Source organism: Campylobacter sp. IFREMER_LSEM_CL1890, assembly GCF_025772045.1.
Taxonomy (GTDB): Bacteria; Campylobacterota; Campylobacteria; order Campylobacterales; family Campylobacteraceae; genus Campylobacter_D; species Campylobacter_D lari_D.
On the sequence record NZ_JAKMRK010000011.1, the window covers coordinates 36,112 to 59,917 of the forward strand.

At 29.0% G+C, this 23,806-nt stretch carries 27 protein-coding genes; 23 read left to right on the forward strand and 4 right to left on the reverse strand.

Translation table 11 applies throughout. From position 1 onward, the window contains the following. The first annotated feature begins 66 nt into the window (after nt 1–66). From L8W57_RS06445 to mrdA, 12 genes are all read left to right on the forward strand, one after another. Entirely contained in the window at nt 67–897 is an 831-nt protein-coding gene (locus L8W57_RS06445; protein ID WP_133319217.1) for an NAD(+)/NADH kinase, read from the forward strand. Next, nucleotides 897–2,411: a DNA recombination protein RecN gene (locus L8W57_RS06450; RefSeq protein WP_263662233.1), complete on the forward strand. Its 1,515-nt coding sequence runs from the start codon at nt 897–899 to the stop codon at nt 2,409–2,411. Before L8W57_RS06445 ends, L8W57_RS06450 begins: the two co-directional genes overlap by 1 nt. A gap of 67 nt (nt 2,412–2,478) precedes the next feature. Further along, nucleotides 2,479–3,723 (forward strand): diguanylate cyclase, encoded by a 1,245-nt coding sequence (locus tag L8W57_RS06455; protein WP_263661305.1) that lies wholly within the window; start codon nt 2,479–2,481, stop codon nt 3,721–3,723. Beyond that, on the forward strand, nt 3,714–4,511 hold the full coding sequence (locus L8W57_RS06460; RefSeq protein ID WP_220566657.1) for a TatD family hydrolase: 798 nt from the start codon (nt 3,714–3,716) through the stop codon (nt 4,509–4,511). Before L8W57_RS06455 ends, L8W57_RS06460 begins: the two co-directional genes overlap by 10 nt. Then, nucleotides 4,511–5,662, forward strand: a complete 1,152-nt coding sequence (locus L8W57_RS06465) for a lytic transglycosylase domain-containing protein (RefSeq protein ID WP_133319213.1) — start codon at nt 4,511–4,513, stop codon at nt 5,660–5,662. The genes L8W57_RS06460 and L8W57_RS06465 overlap by 1 nt, the downstream gene beginning before the upstream one ends. Then, nucleotides 5,598–6,437: a septal ring lytic transglycosylase RlpA family protein gene (locus tag L8W57_RS06470; RefSeq protein WP_133319212.1), complete on the forward strand. Its 840-nt coding sequence runs from the start codon at nt 5,598–5,600 to the stop codon at nt 6,435–6,437. The genes L8W57_RS06465 and L8W57_RS06470 overlap by 65 nt, the downstream gene beginning before the upstream one ends. A gap of 4 nt (nt 6,438–6,441) precedes the next feature. Further along, a complete protein-coding gene (locus L8W57_RS06475; protein ID WP_133319211.1) occupies nt 6,442–6,930 on the forward strand; it encodes an HAD hydrolase family protein in 489 nt (162 codons plus the stop codon). Next, complete coding sequence (locus L8W57_RS06480; protein ID WP_133319210.1) at nt 6,921–7,427, forward strand: hypothetical protein; 507 nt, start codon at nt 6,921–6,923, stop codon at nt 7,425–7,427. The genes L8W57_RS06475 and L8W57_RS06480 overlap by 10 nt, the downstream gene beginning before the upstream one ends. Then, nucleotides 7,409–7,867, forward strand: coding sequence for a lipopolysaccharide transport periplasmic protein LptA (lptA, locus tag L8W57_RS06485; protein ID WP_133319209.1), 459 nt, complete (start codon nt 7,409–7,411; stop codon nt 7,865–7,867). The genes L8W57_RS06480 and lptA overlap by 19 nt, the downstream gene beginning before the upstream one ends. Further along, a complete protein-coding gene (gene yihA / locus L8W57_RS06490) occupies nt 7,864–8,463 on the forward strand; it encodes a ribosome biogenesis GTP-binding protein YihA/YsxC (protein WP_133319208.1) in 600 nt (199 codons plus the stop codon). Before lptA ends, yihA begins: the two co-directional genes overlap by 4 nt. Continuing rightward, complete coding sequence (locus L8W57_RS06495; protein ID WP_133319207.1) at nt 8,453–8,944, forward strand: hypothetical protein; 492 nt, start codon at nt 8,453–8,455, stop codon at nt 8,942–8,944. The genes yihA and L8W57_RS06495 overlap by 11 nt, the downstream gene beginning before the upstream one ends. Nucleotide 8,945: 1 nt before the next feature. Then, the gene (gene mrdA / locus L8W57_RS06500) at nt 8,946–10,772 is read left to right on the forward strand and encodes a penicillin-binding protein 2 (protein WP_220566662.1); all 1,827 of its coding nucleotides are present in this window, start codon (nt 8,946–8,948) and stop codon (nt 10,770–10,772) included. Here mrdA and queA read toward each other — a convergent pair. From queA to tatB, 3 genes are read right to left on the reverse strand one after another with little or no spacing between them, the layout of a single operon-like run. Then, complete coding sequence (gene queA / locus L8W57_RS06505; RefSeq protein ID WP_133319205.1) at nt 10,765–11,793, reverse strand: tRNA preQ1(34) S-adenosylmethionine ribosyltransferase-isomerase QueA; 1,029 nt, start codon at nt 11,791–11,793, stop codon at nt 10,765–10,767. The genes mrdA and queA overlap by 8 nt on opposite strands. Beyond that, entirely contained in the window at nt 11,780–12,520 is a 741-nt protein-coding gene (gene tatC / locus L8W57_RS06510) for a twin-arginine translocase subunit TatC (RefSeq protein ID WP_133319204.1), read from the reverse strand. Before tatC ends, queA begins: the two co-directional genes overlap by 14 nt. Before the next feature lie 2 nt (nt 12,521–12,522). Next, the gene (gene tatB, locus L8W57_RS06515) at nt 12,523–12,915 is read right to left on the reverse strand and encodes a Sec-independent protein translocase protein TatB (protein ID WP_133319203.1); all 393 of its coding nucleotides are present in this window, start codon (nt 12,913–12,915) and stop codon (nt 12,523–12,525) included. Between the two features lie 154 nt (nt 12,916–13,069). Here tatB and L8W57_RS06520 point away from each other — a divergent pair, with 154 nt between their 5' ends. Together L8W57_RS06520 and L8W57_RS06525 are read left to right on the forward strand one after the other, a co-directional pair. Beyond that, nucleotides 13,070–14,050: a permease gene (locus L8W57_RS06520; RefSeq protein WP_220566665.1), complete on the forward strand. Its 981-nt coding sequence runs from the start codon at nt 13,070–13,072 to the stop codon at nt 14,048–14,050. A gap of 8 nt (nt 14,051–14,058) precedes the next feature. Continuing rightward, nucleotides 14,059–14,376, forward strand: coding sequence for an ArsR/SmtB family transcription factor (locus tag L8W57_RS06525; RefSeq protein WP_133319201.1), 318 nt, complete (start codon nt 14,059–14,061; stop codon nt 14,374–14,376). Here the strand turns inward: L8W57_RS06525 and hemW are convergent. Next, on the reverse strand, nt 14,373–15,422 hold the full coding sequence (hemW, locus tag L8W57_RS06530; RefSeq protein WP_133319200.1) for a radical SAM family heme chaperone HemW: 1,050 nt from the start codon (nt 15,420–15,422) through the stop codon (nt 14,373–14,375). The two genes, L8W57_RS06525 and hemW, sit on opposite strands and share 4 nt — an antisense overlap. 80 nt (nt 15,423–15,502) lie before the next feature. Between hemW and L8W57_RS06535 the strand changes: the two genes are divergently transcribed. The 9 genes from L8W57_RS06535 to cmoA are packed head-to-tail and all read left to right on the forward strand — an operon-like array spanning nt 15,503 to nt 23,675. Continuing rightward, nucleotides 15,503–15,973 (forward strand): RNA pyrophosphohydrolase, encoded by a 471-nt coding sequence (locus tag L8W57_RS06535; protein WP_263662234.1) that lies wholly within the window; start codon nt 15,503–15,505, stop codon nt 15,971–15,973. Continuing rightward, nucleotides 15,973–17,175, forward strand: a complete 1,203-nt coding sequence (locus L8W57_RS06540; protein ID WP_263659611.1) for an aspartate kinase — start codon at nt 15,973–15,975, stop codon at nt 17,173–17,175. Before L8W57_RS06535 ends, L8W57_RS06540 begins: the two co-directional genes overlap by 1 nt. After that, a complete protein-coding gene (locus L8W57_RS06545; RefSeq protein ID WP_263661313.1) occupies nt 17,176–17,712 on the forward strand; it encodes a HobA family DNA replication regulator in 537 nt (178 codons plus the stop codon). Nucleotides 17,713–17,753: 41 nt separating this feature from the next. Beyond that, nucleotides 17,754–18,365 (forward strand): DNA polymerase III subunit delta', encoded by a 612-nt coding sequence (locus tag L8W57_RS06550; protein ID WP_318529545.1) that lies wholly within the window; start codon nt 17,754–17,756, stop codon nt 18,363–18,365. After that, the gene (gene folP / locus L8W57_RS06555) at nt 18,352–19,494 is read left to right on the forward strand and encodes a dihydropteroate synthase (RefSeq protein WP_263662235.1); all 1,143 of its coding nucleotides are present in this window, start codon (nt 18,352–18,354) and stop codon (nt 19,492–19,494) included. Before L8W57_RS06550 ends, folP begins: the two co-directional genes overlap by 14 nt. A 2-nt stretch (nt 19,495–19,496) precedes the next feature. Next, the gene (gene ligA / locus L8W57_RS06560) at nt 19,497–21,452 is read left to right on the forward strand and encodes an NAD-dependent DNA ligase LigA (RefSeq protein WP_263662236.1); all 1,956 of its coding nucleotides are present in this window, start codon (nt 19,497–19,499) and stop codon (nt 21,450–21,452) included. After that, nucleotides 21,442–22,164: a TlyA family RNA methyltransferase gene (locus L8W57_RS06565; protein WP_263661375.1), complete on the forward strand. Its 723-nt coding sequence runs from the start codon at nt 21,442–21,444 to the stop codon at nt 22,162–22,164. Before ligA ends, L8W57_RS06565 begins: the two co-directional genes overlap by 11 nt. Continuing rightward, on the forward strand, nt 22,130–22,981 hold the full coding sequence (locus tag L8W57_RS06570; protein WP_263662237.1) for a bifunctional riboflavin kinase/FAD synthetase: 852 nt from the start codon (nt 22,130–22,132) through the stop codon (nt 22,979–22,981). The genes L8W57_RS06565 and L8W57_RS06570 overlap by 35 nt, the downstream gene beginning before the upstream one ends. Then, a complete protein-coding gene (cmoA, locus tag L8W57_RS06575) occupies nt 22,971–23,675 on the forward strand; it encodes a carboxy-S-adenosyl-L-methionine synthase CmoA (RefSeq protein ID WP_220566673.1) in 705 nt (234 codons plus the stop codon). Before L8W57_RS06570 ends, cmoA begins: the two co-directional genes overlap by 11 nt. The last annotated feature ends 131 nt before the right edge of the window (nt 23,676–23,806 follow it).

The window sequence follows — 23,806 nt, forward strand, 5'->3', positions numbered from 1 at the left end:
TTTGTTCAATTTTGTTATTATAGTATTTTATTCTTTTGCTTAGCTAAGTTTTGTTATAATTTTTTTATGAAAAAATGTATAAATATAGAAAAAATTCAAAAAGTAGGCTTATTTTGCAGGTTAAATACAAATTTAAATGAGCAAATTGCTTTTTTAAAAACAATTTTTTTGCAAAAAAATATAGAGCTTGTGTTATTAGATCAGAAAAAAAATAATCTTAAAGATTTACAGAAATTAGATTTTTTAATTTCTCTAGGTGGGGACGGCACGCTTTTGTCTTTATGTAGGCAAGCTTATCAAGCAAAAAAGCCTATTTTGGGGATAAATGCAGGAAATTTAGGTTTTTTAACTGCTTTTTCTTTTAATGAAGTAGAAAGTTTTTTTAAAGATTTTTTTAAAAATGATTTTAAAATAGAAAAAGCTAAAATGCTTCAAATAACGCTTTGTAAAAAGAATAAAATCATTAAAAAATTTGCTTTTAATGACGCGGTTTTTTCTCGTGATAATGCTTTAATGGCAAATGTGGAAGTTTTCTTTGAAAATAAACTTTTTAATGCTTATTATGGAGATGGTTTGATTATAGCTAGTTCAAGTGGTTCAACTGCTTATAATATTAGCGCAGGTGGGCCTATAGTACATCCTTGGAGTGAAATTTTTGTTCTAACCCCGGTTTGTTCTCATTCTCTAACTCAAAGACCTATAGTTTTGCCTTATGGTTTTGAGCTTGAGTTGAAAGTTGAGCATTGTTTGTTGTATTTAGACGGGCAAGAAGTGGTTGATCCTAAAGAATATGATAAAATTCTTATAGGGCTTAGTAAAAAAGAACTTAGTTTTATACATAAAAAAGATAGAGATTATTTCCAAGTTTTAAAAGAAAAGTTAAATTGGGGTAAGTGATGATAGAAAGTATTTTAATCAAAGAAAATTTAGGTTTTAAACAAGCAAAATTAGACTTAGAAGTGGGGCTTACTGTCTTTACTGGTTTAAGTGGTGCTGGAAAGTCTGTGCTTTTTAAGGCTATTTTAGCAGCATTTGCTTTAAGTGAGAGTGAAGCTAAAATGGTGGAAGTTTTGTTAAATGATGAGCTTGAATTAGATGAGTTTGGTATTGAAAATGAAGAATTAAATGTATTTAAACTTTTAAAAGATAAAAGCTCGCGTTATTTTGTCAATAATCAACTTATTTCAAAAAAGAATTTAGCCTTACTTTCTAAGAAATTTGTAAAATATCTTTCAGCTAAGGAAAATAATGAGTTTTCAAATGAAAGATTTTTAAACTTACTTGATTTTATGCAATCAAAAGAGGATAAGAAATTTAAAGATTTTTTAAATAAATATAAAAATATTTATAAAGAATATATAGAAAATAAAATTAAATTAGAAAAAATTCAAGAAGAAGAAAAAAAGGTAGAAGAATTAAAAGAATTTACAAGCTTTGAAATACAAAAAATCCAAAGTATTAACCCAAAAATCGGCGAATTTGATGAGTTGATGAGTTTAAAAAAAAGGCTTTCTAAAAAAGACAAAATCGATGCAGCTTGGAACAGGGCAAGCAAAATTTTTGAATTAGAATCAGCAGTGATTGAAGCTTTGCAAATTAGTGATGTTGATAGTTCATTTTTTTCAGAGTGTTTAAATGAACTAAGGGTGGTGTGGGAAAATCAAAGTTTTGATGATTTTGATTTTGATATAGAAGAAGTGCTTGATAGGATAGAAAAACTTTCTTCTTTGATTTCAAAATATGGAAGTATAGAAGAAGCCTTAGAAGCTTTAGAGAAGAAAAAAGCAGAATTAACTCATTATGAAAATTTAAGTTTTGAAAAAAAAGAATTAGAAGAGAAAGTGCAAAATGCTAAAATACTTTTAGATGAGAAAAGCCAAAAATTAAGTACTTTGCGCAAAAAAAGATTAAAAGAGCTTGAGAAATTACTTAATTTCTATCTTGAAAAACTTTATATGAAAAAGATTAAATTAGAGCTTAAAGATTGTGCTTTGAGTATTTTAGGTAAAGATGAAGTGAATTTAAATATAAATGAAGCTAGTTTGAAAAATTTAAGCTCAGGTGAGATAAATCGTTTAAGACTTTCTTTTATCGCAACTGAATGCAATGTTACTAATAAAGCTAGTGGGATAATATTTTTAGATGAAATTGATGCAAATTTAAGTGGTAAAGAAGCAATGAGTATAGCTGAAGTTTTAAAAGAGCTTGCTAAGTTTTATCAAATTTTTGCAATTTCACACTTACCACAGCTTTCATCAAAAGCAAGCAATCACTTCCTAGTAGAAAAAATAGGAAATGAAAGTAGGGTAAGAAAGATAGAAAAAGAAGAAAGAGTAAAAGAACTTGCTAGAATGGTAAGCGGGGAAAATATTACCCAAGAAGCTTTAGAATTTACTAGAACTTTGCTTTAAAAACAAAAAGTAAATTTCAATATGATATAATTAGTTTTTTAAAATTATTTAAAGAGAGTGTTTTACCATGGAAGAAAAAATTTTAATCATTGATGATAATAAAATGCTAACTAAACTTTTAGCAAAAAAAGTAGAAAATACTTTAGGATTAAAGGTAGATGTTGCTTTTGATATGAATAGTGCAAAAGATTTATTGAAAAATGATTATTTTATGGCTTTTGTAGATCTTTGTTTACCAGATGCTCCTAATGGTGAAGTGGTTGATGTAGTTTTAGAAAAAAATATCCCCGCTATTGTTCTTACAGGAAGTAATGACGGACAAACTCGTAAAAAATTTATGGAAAAAGATATTATTAATTATATTCAAAAAGAAAGTGAAGATTGTATTAATGAAATGTTAAATTCTATTAGAATGCTTCAAAAAAATAATAAAACTAAGATAATTTTAGCAATTGCAAATGTAACTTTACGCGCAGAAATGAAGAAAAACTTAAACAATCAGCTTTTTAATGTTTTAGCAGCAGCTCATGGAGAAGAGGCACTAAGTTATTTAAGTGATCATCCTGATACAAAATTAGTAATTTGCGATGCTACTATGCCGGTAATTAATGGGGAAGATTTACTTGTAGAAATTCGCTCAAAATATTCTAAAATAGAACTTGGTGTGATTATGGTTGGGGATAAAGATGATGCATTAGAAGCAAGAGCTTTTAGAAAAGGTGTGAATGATTATGTGATTAGACCTTTCCAAAAAGAATCACTTAATTGTAGAGTAAATAATTGTTTAGATTATATGCAAAAATGTGTTTTGCTAGATGAGTATAGTTTAGGTAAAGATTTATTAACAGGACTTGATGATTATGCTACTTTTGAAAAAAGATTTTTAGATTATTTAGAAGATATACAAGAAAATGAAGAAATGGCGTTGGCTTTGATTGATATTGATAATCTTGCAACAATTAATTATGAATTAAGTTATGATTGCGGTGATGGAGTGATAAAATATACAGCCGAAAAGATTAAAGATCAAATTCGTGGTATGGATTTAGCTACTAGAATTGAAGATGGTAAATTCTACATTGCTTTAAAAAATATAAGCAATAAAGAGGCTTTAAAAGCTTTTTCAAATATAAGAGTTAATATTTCCAAAGAAAGCGTTTTAATAGCTTTAGACGAGGTTGATTATAGCATCTCTGTGGGGGTTGCTTTTGGTAGTAAAGGAAGCCAAATGCAAGATTTGCTCAATAACGCACAAAAGGCATTAGATTTAGCTAAGGCTAATGGAAAAAATAGGGTAGAGGTATGTTTTTAGATTGTGATTTTAGTGAAAAAATCATAGATACTCATTGTCATCTAGATAGCCAAGCTTATTTTGGATATTTAGATGAGATGTTAACGCATGCATTTGAAAATGGTGTAGATAAAATCATTATACCAGGTGCAGATATAAAAGATCTACCAAGAGCAAGAGAGATAGCACATACTTATGATAATGTGTATTTTTCTTGTGGGGTGCATCCTTATGATATAGATGATTTTGATTTAGAAGTTTTAAAAGAATTTATAGATGATAAAAAATGTATCGCAGTGGGTGAGTGTGGGCTTGATTATTATCGTTTAAATACTAATGATGATACTATTAAAACAAGACAAAAAGAAGTTTTTATAGCTCAAATACAACTAGCTATTGAATATAAAAAGCCATTGATTGTGCATGTGCGTGAAGCTAATGAAGACAGCTTTAATATTCTAAAAACATACTCAAAAGAATTACAAGGCGGTGTTTTGCATTGCTTTAATGCAAGCGAGCTTTTACTTCAACTAGCAGATGAAGGATTTTATTTTGGCATAGGCGGGGTTTTAACTTTTAAAAATGCAAAAAAATTAGTGGAAATTTTACCTAAAATTCCAAAGGATAAACTTGTTTTGGAAACAGATGGGCCTTATTTAACTCCAGAACCACATCGTGGCAAAGTAAATGATCCTATTTTAACGCATTTTGTAGCACAAAAAATATCTGATCTTTTAAAATTATCTAAAGTTGAAGTAGTAAAACTTACGAATTTAAATGCTAATCGTTTGTTTTTTCAAGGTTTATAATGAAAAAAAACTTTATATTTTTTATATTAGTATTATTATGTTTAAATGCTAAAGCCTTGCAGGTAACTCCTGAATATTATACTCAGCAAGCTCAAATTTTAAGAAATTTAGACATAGAAGCAAGCTATCTTAGTGATATGTTATTTTTAGAATTTAAAGAATCTTCTTTAAATATGCATTCTAAAACTTTAGTTGATACCATGAGAGAATTTTATAAAATCACTCCAATTATCCGTAAAATTTTAGAAAAAGAAAATATTCCTCAAGAATTTTTATATTTGGCAATTGTAGAATCTGGTTTAAAAATTCATAGTGTTTCTAGAACTAAAGCAGTAGGTGTTTGGCAGTTTATGAAGCCAACAGCACAAACTTTAGGTTTAAGAATAGATCCTTATGTTGATGAAAGAAGAGATTTAGTCAAATCAACTTATGCAGCCATTGCTTATTTAAAGCAATTAAAAGAGCAGTTTGGAAAATGGTATTTAGCAATTTTAGCTTATAATTGTGGCGATGGTAAATTACGCCAAGCTATAAAAAAAGCAAAAAGTGATGATTTAAGAATCTTGCTTGATCCTGATAAAAAATATTTACCATTGGAAACTAGAATTTTTATTAGAAAAATTCTTACTATGGCATTTTTGGCTAATAATAATGATTTTTTGATTTCACAAGATAGTGCTTTGCTTAATTATGCTCTATCGAGTGAAGTTAAAAAAATACCTGTTCCACCAAGTGTTTCTTTAAGAGAGCTTGCTAAAGTAGCTAAGATGTCTTATAATGAATTTAAGCGTTATAATCCACATTTTAATTATGACTTTACTCCGCCTGATAAAAAAGATTATTATATGTATATTCCTTTAAGTAAAAGTGTGGCTGTGGAAAATGCATTAGAGAATGTAAAGCTAGCTAAAGTGGATACAACTATTCCGCATACAAAAATTTATATAGTAAAAAAGGGTGATAGTCTTTATACTATTGCAAAAAAACATAAAATTAGTGTTGAAAGCATTAAAGAATATAATAAAATCAAAGGAAACTTGATTAATATTAATCAAAAACTTGTGTTAAAAATTAAGGAGAATAACAATGCAAAAATCAAAACTACTCAAAAATTACCAAAAAACTCTCATACAAAAGTCGTTAGTCGTTAGTTGTGTAGGGGTTTTATTTAGTGCTTGTAGTATGGTGCCTATTAGCACACCTACTGTGTATTATCCAGAAAGAGATTTTAAAAGTATAAAGCATAATAATACAGGCTTAAAAGGCACTATGAAACCTTATACTATTAATGGTAAAACATATTATCCAACCGTAGTAGAAGTAGGTGAGACTGCTGATGGTATAGCTAGTTGGTATGGACCGGGCTTTCATGGTAAAAAAACTTCCAATGGTGAAACTTATGATCAACATGCTTATACAGCAGCTCATAAAACTTTACCTATGAATACTATAGTAAAGGTAACTAATTTAAAAAATCATCGTCAAACTACCGTAAGAATAAATGATAGAGGACCTTTTGTAGCAGGTAGGATTATAGATTTATCTAATATGGCCGCAAGAGATATTGATATGATTCAAGCAGGAACAGCTCCTGTAAGACTTGAAGTAATTGGTTTTGGAACAAGTGCAAATTCAGGTTCAGTGCATACTAATTCTAATTTAGGTAGCAGTGGGGAGATTGCTGATAGTGGCCATATTTTCCAAGGTGGAGCTTTTATGGTGCAAATTGGGGCATTTAGAAATAAAAGTGGCGCAGAGTTAATAGCAAGTAGATATAAAAATTATAATTCTTATACTTCAACAATACAAACAAGTGCTAAAGATGGTTTACATAGAGTATTTTTAAAAGGCTTTAGAAGCGAGCAAGAAGCAAGGGATTTTGTTGATGGTGGTTCTTTTCCCGGTGCGTTTATAGTAAGAGAGTAAAATTATGATAGAGCTTATTTTTTTAGATGTAGATGGTTGTCTAACAGATGGTAAAATCATCTACACACAAAATTATGGTGAAATTAAAGAGTTTAATGTAAAAGATGGTGCAGCAATTGAGGCTTGGCAAAAGCTTGGCAAAAAAGTTGCTATTATTACAGGCAGGACTAGCGAGTGTGTGTATTTTAGAGCTAGAGATTTAAAAATTGATCTAGTATATCAAGGTATTAGTGATAAATTAACTTGCGCTAAAGAAATTTTAGAAAAATTAAATTTAGACTTTTCTCAATGTGCTGCTATTGGGGATTATTATAATGATATGAGCTTACTTGAAGCAGTTGCTTATAGTTTTAAGCCAAAAGATGCGCATAAGGCTTTAAAAACTGATAAAGTTTTAAACAGAAAAGGTGGTAATGGAGCAGTGAGTGAGATGATAGAAATTTTAATTGAACATAATAATATGCAAGCTCAATGGGATAAACTTTGGCGATAAAAATTTTTGCTATATTAATGAGTTTATTTGCCTTTGTTATGGTGATTTTAAGTACTCAAGATCCTTATTTGTTTGCAATAAAACCGCAAAAGGTAGATGTGGCAAATATGCAAGCTTTTGATGTGCTTGATTATGAGCTTAATACATCTGTTACAAAAGCTAGCTATCAAGCAAGTCGTTGGGTAAAATACCAAGATAAAGATATTTTTGATGATTTTAAAGTGCAAGCACTTGATTATAATTTAAGTTCGGATTTATTAGTAAGAAATGATGAAAAATCCATTTTAGAAGGTAATGTAAGTTATTTTGATCAAAATCAAACTTCTATTTTTACTCAAAAAGCAATTTATGATATGAAAAATAAAATTTTATTTTCCAATGAAAAATTTAAGGCATATATAGGGTTAAATGAGGTTTTTGGGGATAATTTTTTATATGATGTGAGTCAAAAAGAATTAAAAATTCAAGGAATAAAAGCATGGTTTTTAGAGCAATAATTTTTTTGTGTTTGTTAAATTTATTTGCATTTAGTGCTCAAAAAATAGAAGTTTATGCTAAAGATTTTTATTTGGATGAGAAAAATGAAACGAGCATATTAACCGGTGATGTGGAAGTAAAAAAAGGTAAAGATATTTTAAATTCGCAAAAATTAGTCATTTATATGAAAAATAAACAACCCATTAAGTATATAGCTACTAAAGATGCTAAATTTAAAATTATGATGAAAGATAAGATTTATCATGGAAGTGGTGATGAGTTTGTTTATAATGTAGCTAAAGATACATATGAAATTAATGGTAATGCAAAAATTATAGAAGTGCAGTCAAAAAAAGAGCTTATAGGTGATAAAATTATAGTAGATAGAAAAAATATGACTTATAGAGTAGTTAGTAAAGATAAAAAACCTGCTAAATTTGTATTTGAAGTAAAAGAATGATATTAAATGCTAAATTTTTAACTTCTGCTTCTAAAATAAATGAAGCTCCACAGCCTATATATACTGAAATTGCATTTTTAGGCCGCTCTAATGTAGGAAAAAGTTCTTTGATTAATACTCTTTGTAAGAATAAAAATTTAGCAAAAAGTTCTTCAACTCCGGGCAAAACCCAACTCATTAATTTTTTTGAAGTTGATTGTAAAAAAGATGAGGATAAATTTAAATTGATGTTTATTGATTTACCTGGTTTTGGCTATGCTAAAGTGAGCAAAAAAACTAAGGCTATTTGGAATAAAAATTTAGATGAGTTTTTAAAAGAGCGTAGTTCTATCAAACTTTTTATTCATCTAATAGATTCAAGACATGAAAATTTAGATATTGATGCAAATTTGGATTTGTATTTAGATTCTTTTATTAGAGCTGATCAAAAAAAAATAATAGTTTATACAAAAGCAGATAAGCTCAATCAAAGTCAAAAAGCAAAAATTTTAAATGTAAATAAAAATGCCATTTTAGTTTCAAATTTGAAAAAAAGTGGTATTGATAAATTAGAACAAAAAATTATTTTAGAGAGCTTAGGTTTTAATGAGGAGTAGAAATTTAGTAAAAAATAGATTTGATTTTTCTTATTTATTTTTTTATTTATCTTTGATTTTTTATCAAGTGCTAAGCTCTGTTTATTATTGGATGCCTCCTTTGTTTGGCGTGTTTTTTTGTTATATGATAGTGCTTTTAAAAGAAAAAGAAAGAACTCTTAATAAGCTTGATTTTAGATGGTATTTTTCTTTGTTTTATCTTTTATTAATTGATATTATCCATGGATTTTATCTTTTTAGTTCTTGGATAGCTTTTTTTGTTTTTTATCATCTTTTTGTTGATTGGTTTAAAAGTAAATTAAAACTAGGCCATTATTTGCTCGTTATATTTACCTTTTGTGCTTATATTTTTATCTATCTTTTTGATGTATTTTTGGCGTATTTAGATAATAGTCAAATTTTAAAATTTGGTATTGAATATCTGTGGTTTTTTGTCGTTGAAGCTTTGATTTCTTTTGTTATTTTTAAAGGGAAAATCTAATATGCGTATGCGTTTGGTGATGGGATTTATAGCTTGTTTTTTTATACTTTTACTTGCTAGAGTGTATTATATAAGCATTAAATCTAATGTTTATTATGAAGAAATAGCTAAGCAAAATGCCATTAAAACGCAATTTTTAGCACCTGTAAGAGGGCAAATTTTAGATGTTAAAGGTAGGCCCTTAGCAGTAAATAAATTAGGTTTTTCAATCTCTATAAAGCCATATTTGTATATAAAAAAGAAAAACAGAAATCTTTTAGAGCAGGAATTGCAAGTTATAGTAGATGCTTTTCCTGATTTAAACATAACTAAATTAAAACGAAATTATATAAAAGCAGATTCTTATTATAATCAAGATTATATAGAAGTGGTTCCATTTATAGAATATGATGCTATGATTAAGCATTTTACTAAGCTTAATTTGCGTGAAAATATGCAAGTTAAATCTACTACTCAAAGATTTTATCCTTATGATGCTTTAGCTAGCCATGTTATAGGTTATGTTGGAAAAGCAAATTTAAACGATATGAATGAAAATGAAATTGCAAGACTAACTAGCTATGTAGGGCGTAGCGGTATAGAGCGTTCTTATAATGAAATTTTGCAAGGTCAAAAGGGTGAAAAGGTTAGCAAAGTAAATGCGTTAAATAAAGAAATAGAAGAACTTTCTTATAAAAAACCTACTTCAAGTAATATCACTTTAAGCATTGATCTTGATTTGCAAGAATACTTGGCTAGTATTTTTGAAAATTTAGCAGGTGCTGCTATAGTAATGGATGTAAAAAGTGGAGCTATTTTAGCAGCGGGTAGTTTTCCTGAATATAATCTCAATCCTTTTGTTACCGGTATTAGTCAAGAAGAATGGGATAAACTTTCTAATGATTTAAACCATCCTTTTACTAATAAACTCATTAATGGTCTTTATCCTCCAGGTTCAGTTATAAAAATGGGAACAGCTTTAGCATTTTTAGATAGTGGAAAAGTGAATGAAAATCATAAATATTTGTGTGATTCTAACTTTGAACTTGGTGGTAGAAAATTTAGATGTTGGAAGGCTATAGGTCATGGTTATGTAGATATGACAGATGCTATTAGAGAAAGCTGTGATGTATATTTTTATAAAGGAGCTTTGGAGGTTGGTATTGACATTATTAGTTCTGTTTTTGAAAGAATAGGTTTTGGTACAAAAACAGGAGTAGATTTACCTAATGAATTTATAGGAACGGTTCCTAATAGAATTTGGAAAAAAGAAAAATACAATCAACCTTGGTATCAAGGTGAAACTTTAAATACAAGCATAGGTCAAGGTGATTTTCTTGCTACTCCTATGCAAGTGGCTAAATTTACAGCTATGATTGCTACGGCTAAAAATATCACACCGCATTTTTTACATAGTATTGATGATAATGTTACTAAGGTAAATTTTGACAATAATGAAAGTGTTTTTACGACTTTTGAATTATCAAAACTTCCACTTTTAAGGCGTGCGATGTATGAGGTGGCCAATGTTGATGGTGGAACTACAGCAAGATTTTTAAGAAATTCTCCTATTACTATAGCAGCCAAGACAGGAACAGCTCAAGTAGTTGGAATTTCCCAAAGTGAAAAAAAGCGTATTAAAGAAGAGGATTTAGAGTATTTTTTAAGATCTCATGCTTGGATTACTTCTTATGCGCCTTATGAAAAACCTCAATATGTAGTAGTAGTTTTAATCGAACATGGAAAAAGTGGTAGTAGCGCAGGCGGACCTGTACTTGCTAAAATTTATCAAAAACTTATAGATTTGGGTTATATTGATAAAAAATATATTAAGAAAAAAGCTAAATGATTAGCATTCCATCGCCATAAGAATAAAAACGATATTTGTTTTTTATAGCTTCATGGTAAAGCTCTAAAGTTTTTTCTCTACCTATAAAAGAGGCCACAAGCATAATAAGAGTTGATTTTGGTAAGTGAAAATTAGTGAGTAAAAAATCAAGTCTTTGTGGGGTATTTTGTGGGTGTAAAAACAAATCACAAAAACCTTCTTTTAATTTTTTTCTATGATAATACTCTATACAACGAGTAACTGTGGTACCTACACCAAGTATTTTTTTAGAAGAATTAATCAAAGCACAAGTTTCATCATCAACATAGAAAAATTCTGAATGCATTTTATGCTCGCGTATATCTTCGCATTCTACACCTTTAAAAGTTCCCGCACCAACATGAAGTGTGATAGTATGGATATTATGATTTTTTTTAAGTTCTTTTATCATTGCTTCATCAAAGTGCAAGCTTGCAGTGGGTGCAGCAACCGCACCTTGATTTTTGGCAAAAATGCTTTGATAGTTAATGTTATCTTGTGCTTCATCTGCTCTTTTAATATATGGTGGTAAAGGTATATGGCCTATTTTTTCTAAAATTTCAAAAACTTCATGATGATTGAATTTTTTTTCATCATTAAAAAATTCTACTTCTCTTGTGCCATCATCGTGTAATTTTTTGATTTTAGCTTTTAAAGAATTTTCAAAATATAAAATTTGTCCTTCTTTAACCTTGCCACGAATTTGAACCAAAAAATCATTATTTTTTAAAGGGTGATTAATGAAAAGTTCTATTTTGCTACCACTTTCTTTAAATCCATAAATTCTTGCTTTTATTACTTTAGTGTCATTAAAGATAATTTCACAAGGTGGTAAAATTTTAGCTAAGTCCTTAAAATGTAAATGTAAAATTTGATCTTTACATCTTTCATAAACTAAAAGTTTAGCATTCTCCTTGGGTAAGATAGGAAAATTTGCTATAAGTTCATTAGGTAAATCATAATCATAACTAGAAAGCAAAAGATCTTTATCAATCGTTTTCATCATTTTCTTTTTGACTAGGATTAACTTTTTTGGCTATATAAATAGAAATTCCATAAAGCCCGCACAAAGGAACGGCCATTAAAAATTGTGAGATTATATCAGGTGGTGTCATCATAGCTGAAAAAACAAAAATTACTAAAACTGAAACTCTAAAGTGTTTTTTTAAAAATGCATCATCAATAAGTCCAAGTTTGGCAAAGAAAAAGGTTATCACAGGCATTTCAAACGCTAAGCCAAAGGCAACTACAAGTTTAGTAAAAAATCCCACATACAAGCCTATGCTGATTAAAGGTTTAAAATCTTGAGTTTGCACCCCAAAATCAATTAAAAATTTAAAAGCCAAAGGTATGACTATATAATAACAAAACAAAGCTCCAAGCGCAAACATAATGCTAGCAAAGCTTACAAAAGGCACTACTAGTCTTTTTTCATTATCATAAAGTCCTGGTGCTACGAATTTCCAAAACTGCCAAAAAATAACCGGTAAAGAAATTAAAAAAGCTGTAAAAAATGAAACTTTCATTGCTGTAAATAAAGGCTCTTGTAATTCAACGAAAGTCATTTGTTTTGAAATTTCAGGTAAAGCTGCTTCAACGGGTGCTTTTAGTATATCTATGATATAACTATTAAAACTAAAGCATACAAAAAACATTACAACAACACAAGCTACGCTTATAAATAATCTTTTTCTAAGTTCTACTAAATGCGGTTTTAATTCTTCAAACATTCTTAGCTTTCCATTTTTTGAGTATTTTTTTCATCTTTTTGAGTTTTTTCTTCTACACGCGAAAGTTCTTGTATATCTTTTTCTAAATCATTAATTTCACTTTTTAACTCTTTGGTATTATTTAAAATATCTTCTTTGAGTTGATCAAATTCTTCAAAACTCAGTTTTTTTCTGATATTTTCGTTAGTTTGTGAAAATTCATCTTTGTATTTTTGTGCTTCATCTTTTAACTCTGCTATTTTTAATTCTTTATTGATACTTGCTTTTGCTTCATCAATATTACTTTTAATGGCTTTTAAAATTTTTGCAATTTCAACTATAGTTGAAGGTAGTTTTTCAGGCCCAAGAACTAAAATAGCTATAACTAAAATAACTAAAATTTCTCCAAAACTCATTATTTTATCTTCTTTCGCTTAAATATATAGTTTGCATTTTACATAAAAATACTTAAAAATACTATTACTTTTATAATATTAATATATAAATATATATTGATATATTAATATATTTTTGTTATGCTTATTTTAAAATGAAATGGAGTGAAAGATTATGGAAAAGTTATTTTTTATTTTTAAAGATTTTTTGATTTTATTTATTGAAATTTCTATTTTATTTATATTAGTTAGTATGCTCATTGCTTATCTTAATGAGCGTTATGCTAAATTTTTCAATGAACATTTAAAGAAAGATTCTTTTGTAAGTTATATAAAGGCTATTCTTTTGGGTAGCTTAACTCCCTTTTGTTCATGTTCAAGCATACCACTTTTAAATGCATTTTTAAAAGCTAAAGTACCACTTGGAGTATGTATAGCTTATTTGATAACTTCGCCTTTAATTAATCCTATTATAGTAGTGATGTTTGTAGTAAGTTTTGGCTTAAAAATCTCTTTATTTTATGTGGGATTTTTATTTAGCGTGATTTTATTTATTGCTTTTTGTGTTTCAAAAATAAACACTCAAAGATTTTTTAATGAAGACTTTTTAAAAAATGATTTAGAGCAAACTTCAAAGTGTTGTTCTAATGATACTTCTAAAAGTTTATGCTGTGAAAAACCTAGCTCTATTTTTGTTAAAAATTCTAAAATTAGCAGTAAAATTTTAAAATTTAAGACTAAAACAAAAGAAAATAAAATCAAAATATTATTTATGCAAAGCTTTAATGAATACAAAAAAATTCTGCCATATATTATTATTGGTATGGGTATTGGGGCTTTTATACACGGCTTTTTTCCGCAAGATTTTTTTCAAAATTATATGAAAGATTATGGGGTATTGGGTGTATTTATAGCAGCATTTATAGGGGTTTTGCTTTATATGAATTGCACTGCTATGATTCCTGTAGCACTAGCTTTAACTACCAGTGGAATTCCGCTTGGTATAATGATGAGTTTTTTAATAGCAGGAGCAGGGTGTTCTTTACCTGAGCTTATTTTGCTTAAAAGAATTTTTAAAACAAGCTTTTTGTTTTTATTTGCAGGTATGATTGTTTTTATTGCAATTAGTTTTGGACTTTTAATGTTTTTTATATAAGGAATTTTATGCAAGAATTTTTAAAAATAACAAGTGCAATTAACGATGAAAGCAGGATTTTAATCCTAGCTTTTTTACAAAAATATGGAAAACTTTGTGTGTGTGATTTGCAAAGCTCTTTAAATATGAGTCAATCAAGGCTTTCAAGACATTTAAAAATTTTAAAAGAAGCTAATTTTTTAGAAGTAGATAGACAGGGTGTTTGGGCGTATTATGGAGTAAAAGAAAATTTAAATAATTTTTGCAGCGATATATTAAAAAATATCAATGAACTTTCTATAAAGCTTCCTGAATTTAAAAGAATTTCTTGTGAATGCAAAGCTTAAGTGCTAATATACAAAGCTAGTTCATCGCTTAAAAGATAATTAGTATTATAAAAAATTCCATTTTTATATACTAATTTCCCTTTTTTGCTAAGAAACATTGCCTTTTCTTTTTCTAAAGGTTCTAGCTTTGTTTCATCCACTCCTATAATGCTTCTAAGTCCTAGAAAAATATGCTCTAAACACAAATCTTTTGAATTTAAATTTTCAACCTCCCTAAAACAAGGATTTGCTATATAATCTTTTAAACTTTTTTTAGTATAAAATCTTTGATTTTTTGAAAATCCTACTGCACTTAAACCACATCCTATATAGTCTTTTCCTTGCCAATAAGCAAGATTATGTTTGCAAATTTGTCCAAAATTACTGATTTCATATTGTTTATAACCAAGATTTTCAATTGCTTTGATAAAATGTTTTGCAAGGCGTGGAGCGTTTTTTTTATAATGAAATTTTTTAGCAAATCTTGTCTTTTCTTCTATAGTTAAATTATAAGCACTCACATGGCTAATATCAATTAAAGCGAGTTTAGAAATTTCATAATCAAGCATTTTACTATCATCGAGTTTTGTATCATAAATTAAGTCTAAATTTATATTATTAAATCCTGCTTTTTTTGCATTTTCTATACTTGTAAAAATGTTTTTTTGATCATGAATACGCCCAAGGAATTGTAATTTTTTTTCATGAAAACTTTGCACCCCAAAAGAAATGCGGTTAAAACCTAAATTTTTTATCTCTTTAAGCCAAGAAAAATTGCTTGAGTTAGGATTTGCTTCTATGCTTATTTCATTATTTTTTTGTAAATAACTTTGCAAAAAAATAAAAATTTTTTCATAAAAATTAACACTCATTAAACTAGGAGTACCACCACCTATAAAAATAGTTTTTATGGAATTTTTATCAAGCATAAAAAAATCTAATTGATATTTTATATCTTGCATTAATGCGTTTAGATAATCTTTTTCAAAATCTTTTTTTTTAAGTGAAGTAAAAGAACAATAAAAACATTTACTTTCGCAAAATGGTATATGTATATATAAATGCATAAAACTTCTTTAAAATGTGATTATAAATTCGTATTTTTTTGTTAGAATTATATTATCAAAAAGTCAAGGATAAGAAAATCATGGAAAAAGAAAAAAAATATAGGCCAAATGTAGCCGCAATAGTGCTATCATCAGCTTATCCTTTTGAATGTAAAATTTTACTTGCTAAACGCAATGATATGGAAAATATATGGCAGTTTCCTCAAGGTGGAATAGATGAGGGAGAGGATGCTGAAAGTGCGTTATTTAGAGAATTAAAAGAAGAAATAGGTACAGATGAGATTGAAATTTTAGCCGAACATCCTGAATGGATTAGTTATGATTTTCCACCTAAGGTTGCACAAAAAATGTATCCTTATGATGGTCAAAATCAAAAATATTTTTTAGTTAGATTAAAAAACAAAGCTATTGTTAATCTAAATACTAAAAATCCTGAATTTGATGCTTATAAATTTGCTTCATTAGAAGATGTGTATGATATGATTAATCATTTTAAAAAGCCTATATATATTAGAGTTTTAAAATATTTTAAAGAAAGGGGGTATATTTAATGCTGGTCGTACAAAAATATGGGGGAACGAGTGTAGGAACGCTTGAGCGTATTGATGAAGTTGCTAAAAGAGTGGCAAAAAGTAAAAAAACTTGCGATAAATTAGTTGTAGTAGTTTCTGCAATGAGTGGAGTTACCAATGAGCTTATTGATTTTGCACATCATTTTAGTAAAAATCCTTCAGGTCGTGAGATGGATATGCTTTTAAGTAGTGGTGAGCGTGTAACTTCATCTTTACTTGCTATTGCATTAAATGAAATGGGTTTAAAAGCTACTGCATTTTCCGGACGCAATGCAGGGATTATTACAGATGATGTTTATACTAAAGCAAGAATTGAACACATTGATACTACAAATATCAATACAGCTTTAGATGAGGGGTATATTGTAGTAGTTGCTGGCTTTCAAGGTATCGACAAAATGGGTAATGTTACTACTTTGGGTCGTGGTGGAAGTGACTTAAGTGCAGTTGCATTAGCAGGAGCTTTAAATGCTGATTTGTGTGAAATTTATACTGATGTAGATGGGGTATATACTACCGATCCTAGAATTGAGCCAAAGGCTAAAAAGCTAGATAAAATTTCTTATGAAGAAATGCTAGAGCTTGCAAGTTTGGGAGCTAAAGTTTTACAAAATCGCTCTGTAGAGCTTGCTAAAAAATTAAATGTAAAATTAGTTACTAGAAGTAGCTTTAATGAAAATGAAGGGACGATCATTACTAAGGAGGAAAATATGGAACAAGCTTTGGTTAGTGGTATAGCACTAGATAAAAACCAAGCAAGGGTTACTTTAAGAAATATTGATGATAAGCCAGGAATTGCTGCTGAAATTTTTGGGACTTTAGCAAATGAAAATATCAATGTAGATATGATTATCCAAAATGTAGGTGTAGATGGAGCTACAAATTTGGGCTTTACTGTGCCTGAAAACGAGCTTGATTTAGCAACTAATGCTATGAAAAAAGTTTTAGGTGCTAATGCTAATATAGAAACAGATAGTGCAGTGGTAAAAGTTTCAGTTGTGGGTGTGGGTATGAAATCACATTCTGGAGTAGCTTCAGCAGCTTTTAAAGCATTGGCAAATGAAAATATTAACATACAAATGATTTCTACAAGCGAAATTAAAATTTCAGTCATCGTGCATGAAAAATATGGCGAATTAGCTGTAAGAGTATTGCATGAAGTTTATAAACTAGATGTATAAATGAGCAATAGTTTTTTAAAATTTACCCTAGAGCAAATCCGAGAAAATGGCACTTATACAAGTTGGTTAGAAGAAAGGCGTCTTGAATGGTCGCCTTTGATAGCTTCTAAATTAGCTTTGCTTTTACAAGGTTATACTTTTATTGTGATTACTGATGAGCAAAGAGCTTGGTTTGAAGAGTATTTTTTAAGCCAAATCAATGCTAGTACCACAAGACCTTTAGTGCCTTTTGTGTCTTTAAAAGGAATTTATAATAAGGCTTGCAATACCCAAGAAGATATAGATTTGCTAAATGATCTTTTGAGTATTTCTTTTCCTAATGGTTATGCTTTTTTTTATATAGGAACTAATACAGGATTTAAATTTAAAATCGCTAATTCTAAAGCAGAAAGTATGCTTTGGCTTTTTGATGAGCAATTGCAAAATAGCTTTTATCTTTCCTCACGCGATAAGGAATTAGACTATAAACTTATTTCTTTATATAAAGTATTTGAGCAAAGCTTAGAGGCTGTGCTTTTTTCTAAGGTAGAAATTTGAATCTAAGAAATAAAATCATTATCCATAATGATTTTGAGTTTATGCAAGAAAAACTCACAGAAGAATATGGAACAAAAAATCTTAGATTTTTCATACCTAAAAACCCTGATTTAGAATTAAGATTAAATGACTTAACTTATGACAAAAACGCTCAAGCAACGGCAAGGGCTATTATAAAAGAAAGTTATATGGCTGAAGCACAAGCTAAAATTATTGTTATACTAGCTAAGTCTTTTCGTGAAGAAGCACAAAATTTTTTATTAAAACTTTTTGAAGAGCCACCAAAAAATGTATATTTTATTATCGTAGCTCCTTCAAAAAATGTTTTTTTACCTACTATACTTTCAAGATTTATCATAGAAAAGCATAAAATTCAAAAAGAAAAGATGTCTTTAAATTTAGATCTTAAAAAAATGGATCTAGCTCAAATTGCTTCATTATTAAAACAATATGAAAATATAGACAAGCATGAATGTTTAGATTTAATTAGTGTTTTAAGCTATGAGTGTTTTAAACAAGATATAAAATTAAACGATGAAGAAATTGATTTTTTTTATAAAGCTTATGAGTTAGCTAAATTAAATGCAAAGCCAACTATTTTACTAAGCACCATAGCTTTAATTTTACACGAGAGAAAAAATGAAAATCATTAAAATCAATCCTAACACAGACTTTGAGCAAATTTCTAAATATATAAAGCCACATAAAGCAGGTAAGAAAATTATGAGTGAAAAAACTCAAATTCATTTTTTTCTTATCAAAGAACTAAGAGCACCTGCTGCAAATATACTTAAACAAGACGCACTAAGGGTTGGAGCTGAACTTGTAACACATAAAGAAGTTATACTAGGTAAAGAACATACTAATGCCTTACTTATGGTAACGCAAGATCAAGCTAAAAAGCTTATAGAAAAAGAAAAACTACAAGATTTTAAGCTTAAAAATTTAGCACTATTTTTAAAGTCTAATTTCGCTAAACCAAAATATGCAAAAATTATGGGTGTGATTAATATTAATGAAGATAGTTTTAACGCTCAAAGTAGGGTTAAAGAAAATGAAGTTTTAGAAAAAATCGAACTTATGATCTCTCAAGGGGCTGATTATATAGATATAGGCGGGGTTTCTTCAAGGCCTGGAAGTATGTATTGTGGGAAAGAAGAAGAGTTTAAACGCTTAAAAAATACCCTAGATTTAATCTATAAAGAAAAACTTTATGAAAAATGTATTTTTAGTTTAGATAGTTTTGATGAGTATTGTTTAGAATATGCTTTAAATAAAGGCTTTAAGCTTATTAATGATATCACCGGTTTTAAAAATGAAAATTTAGCCAAACTAGCTTTAAAATACAAAGCCACTTATACACTCATGCATATACAAAATACCCCACAAAATATGCAAGATAACCCGCATTATGAAGATGTATTAGCCGAGCTTGATGATTTTTTTACGCAAAAGCTAGAAAGGCTAAGTGAGCTTGGTTTAGAAGATGTGATTTTAGATGTTGGCATTGGTTTTGGTAAAAGTCCTTGGCATAATATGATGTTAATCAAACATTTAGAGCATTTTTTACGCTTTGAAAAAGAACTTTTAATCGGAGCTAGTAGGAAAAGTATGATAAATGCTTATTTTAGCTCAAGTGTTGAGCAAAGACTAGCGGGTACGCTTTATTTGCATTTAGAGGCTTTTAAAAATGGTGCAAGTATTATAAGAGCGCATGATGTGTATGAACATAAGCAAATGTTTGAACTTGCAAAAGCTATGGATGAACTTTCTTTGGAGTAGTGATGACTTATCAAGAGTATTTAGAAAAGGTAAAATTAGCAAAAGAATGGATGAGGGCTTATTATGAAGATGATGAGCCTTTAGCAAGCGATGAAGAATATGATAAACTTATAAGAGAGTTAAAAGCATTTGAAACGCTTCATCAAGAAAAGATTTCTAAAGATTCTCCTACGCAAAATATCGCTCCTATTATACAAAGTGAATTTCACAAACTTGCACATAGTGCAAAAATGTGGTCTATGGAAGATGTTTTTGATGAAGCTGAGCTTAGAGCTTGGGCAAAAAGAGCTAAATGTGAGTTTGGTTTTTTCATAGAACCTAAGTTTGATGGAGCAAGTTTAAATCTTACTTATGAAAATGGTATTTTAATCAGCGGTGCTACAAGGGGTGATGGAGAAGTGGGCGAGGATATTACTTTAAATGTAAAAGAAATATCAAACATACCCCAAAAAATTCCTTATAAAGACAAGATAGAAATTCGTGGCGAAGTAGTGATTTTAAAAGAAGATTTTGAAAAAATCAATGAAAAAAGAGCTAAAGATGGCTTGAGCTTATTTGCAAACCCACGCAACGCAGCAAGTGGCTCTTTAAGACAGCTTGATACAAGCATTACAAAAGAAAGAAATTTAAAATTTTATCCTTGGGGAGTGGGGGAGAATTCTTTAGAATTTAGCAAGCACTCTGAAGTGATGGAATTTATAAGAAGTCTTGGTTTTTTAAAAGATGATTTTGTTTTTTGTGTGAAAACTTTAGATGAGGTTTTAGAAAAATATCACGAGCTTTTAGAAAAAAGAGATCAAAAGCCTATGATGATGGATGGTATGGTTGTAAGGGTAGATGATTTAGCTCATTGTAAGCTTTTGGGTTATACAGTGAAATTTCCAAAATTTATGGCTGCGTTTAAATTTCCTGCTTTGGAAAAAACTACAACATTGCTTGGGGTTAATTTACAAGTTGGAAGAAGTGGGGTAATTACCCCTGTGGCAGTGTTAGAACCTGTAAATTTAGATGGGGTTATAGTAAAGTCTGCAACCTTACATAATTTTGATGAGATAGCTAGACTTGGAGTGATGATAGGCGATAGCGTAAGTGTGATAAGAAGTGGAGATGTTATACCTAAAATCACTAAAGTTTTTACTCAAAGGCGTGATGGTTTAGAAAGTAAGATTGCTAAACCAACTCTTTGTCCTGAGTGTTTAAGTGAGCTTTTAGATGAGGGTGCTTTTTTAAAATGCCAAAACTTAGATTGTAAAGCAAGACTTGTAAATTCCATTATACATTTTGTATCTAAAAAGTGTTTAAATATAGACGGCCTTGGAGAAAATATCGTCGAGCTTTTATTTAAAGAAGGAAAAATCACTAATATAGAAAGCATATTTTTCTTAAAATATAGTGATTTTGAAGGATTGGAAGGTTTTAAAGAGAAAAAAATCAACAATCTTCTAAGTGCTATTGAAAATGCAAAAAAATGCCCTTTATCAAGGTTTATCACTGCTTTAGGTATAGAGCATATCGGAGAAGTAGCAGCTAAAAAACTAGCTCAATCTTTTGGCTTTGAATGGTTTGTGCAAAGCTATGAAGCTTATGCAAATTTAGAAGGTTTTGGCGAACAAATGGCTAAAAGCTTAGAAGAATTTACCCATGTCAATGCAAATCGCATTAAGCATTTTTATGAAATTTTGCATTTAGAGGATGGGAAAAAAGAGCTTATTATAAATGATAATATTTCTAATAAAACCTTTGTTATCACAGGCACTTTAAGCAAATCACGCGATCATTTTAAAGAACTAATTGAAAACTTTGGAGCAAAGGTAAGTTCAAGTGTGTCTAAGAAAACTGACTTTGTATTATATGGAAGTGAAGCAGGCTCAAAGCTTGAAAAGGCTCAAAGTTTAGGAGTTAAGTGCATCAATGAAGCTGAGTTTAACGCTCTTTTAGGCGGTGATGATGAGGTATGATGTCTTTGTAAGTGCAAAGTTAAACATTTCTCGCAACAAAGCTTGTGAGCTTATAGAAAACAAGCAAATTTTACTCAATAGTGAGTTTAAAAAAACTTCTTTTAAAATCACATCTTTAAATCCTTTAGAAGATGAGAGTTTAAAACTCACGCTTTTAGAAGAGCTTTTTGTAAGCAGAGCTGCTTTTAAGCTCAAGCATTTTTTACAAGAGCATACATTTACTATCAAAGATAAAATTTGTTTAGATATAGGTTCATCGACCGGAGGTTTTGTGCAAATTTTACACCAAAATAATGCTAAACACATTACAGCTTTAGATGTAGGTTCTAACCAACTTCATGAGAGCTTAAGAAATTTAGAAAATATCCAAATTTGTGAAAACACTGATTTGCGTGAGTTTAAAAGTGAAATTTTATATGATGTTATCACTTGTGATGTGAGTTTTATATCTTTAACACATTTGATTTTTCATATAGATAAACTTGCTAAAGATCTTATCATCTTGCTTTTTAAACCTCAATTTGAAGTAGGTAAAAATGCTAAGCGCGATAAAAACGGAGTGGTAAAAGATACCAAAGCCATCAAAAATGCTAAAGAAAGCTTTGAAAAAGCTTGTGCAAAGCTTGGTTGGATCTTGCAAGCAAGTCAAGAGTCACACTTAAAAGGAAAAGAAGGTAATGTTGAGTTTTTCTACGCCTATAGAAAAAACTAAGATCACAAATTTAGCCATGGGGCGTTTTGATGGTATGCATTTGGGGCATTTTGAGCTTTTTAAGCATTTAGATGAAAATGGTGCCTTATTTATCATCACTAAAGAGGAAAAAGAAGCCCTAACACCTAAGGATTTTAGAGTAAATTTGGTTGATTTTCCTTTGATTTTTTGTGATTTTGATAAAATCAAGGACTATAAAGGCGAGGATTTTTTAAAGCTTTTAAAGCAAGAATTTCCCAAACTAGAAAAGATCATTGTAGGTTATGATTTTAAATTTGGCAAAGAAAGAAAATGCAGTGCCAAAGACATACAAAGTCTTTGTGGTGTAAACACCATCATCGTAGATGAGTTTAAAATTCAAAATAAAAGTGTTCATGCAAGTATGATTAAAACCTTACTTAAAGAAGCAAAAGTCAAAGAAGCTAAAAATTTTCTAGGTAGATTTTATAATATACAAGCAAATATCATCAAAGGTCAAGGTATAGGCGCTAAAGAGCTTTTTGCAACTTTAAATTTACATACAAAAGACTTCTTTTTACCCAAAGATGGCGTATATGCGACTTTAGTAAAGATTGAAAATAAAAGCTATCATAGTGTAAGTTTTATAGGCATAAGATCTACTGATGAAAATTTTGCTTTAGAAACGCATATTTTAGATGAAAATTTCACAAACACAAAAGCAATTTCAGTTGAGTTAAGTTTTATTGACTATATAAGAGCTAATGAAAAATTTAACGACTTAGCCTTATTAAAAGCACAAATTAGTAAAGATATCAACAAAGCAAAAGAAATTTTAGGAAGATTAAATGAAAGATGAAATTTTTAAAAAACCCTTAGAAAAACAATTTGAATTTGATAAAAGCGTAGCAAGTGTTTTTGATGATATGGTGTCAAGATCTGTGCCTTTTTATACGCAAAATTTAAAACTCATAGTCGAACTTATTGATCATTTTGCACCACAAAATGCGAGAATTTGTGATCTTGGTTGTTCTACGGCTAGTTTATTGCTTGCACTTTATGAAAAAAGAAAAGATTTTCTTTTAAGCGGGGTTGATGAAGCTAATGCTATGTTAGAGATCGCCAAAAACAAATGTCAAGCCTTTGGAGCTAGGGTAGAATTTCATCAAAAAAATTTAGATGATTTTGAGTTTTTTAAAAATGATGTTTTTATAGCTACTTATACTTTGCAGTTTATCCGCCCACCTAAAAGACAAGAATTAGTTGATAAAATCTATCAAAACTTAAAAGAAAATGGTATATTTGTGCTTAGTGAAAAAATTCTTTATGAAGATGTAAAAATAGCTAAAAAAATGATACAAATTTATGAGCAATATAAACTAGAGCAAGGTTATAGTAAGCTAGAAATTTCAAGCAAACGAGAAGCCTTAGAAAATGTCCTCATTCCTTATACTCAAAATGAAAACATAGCTATGCTTAAAAAGGCAGGATTTTCTAAAGTAGAAAGTGTTTTTAAATGGGTAAATTTTGAAACTTTCATAGCTTTTAAATAAAAATATTTTTTATAACAATGTGTTTTAGAAAAATAATTATGAAACCATGGAAGCAAAAATATTATTTTTTAACCATAAAGTCTATTTTATAGTAATTTTAAATTTAAGATACTTCTTATCTTAAATTATAC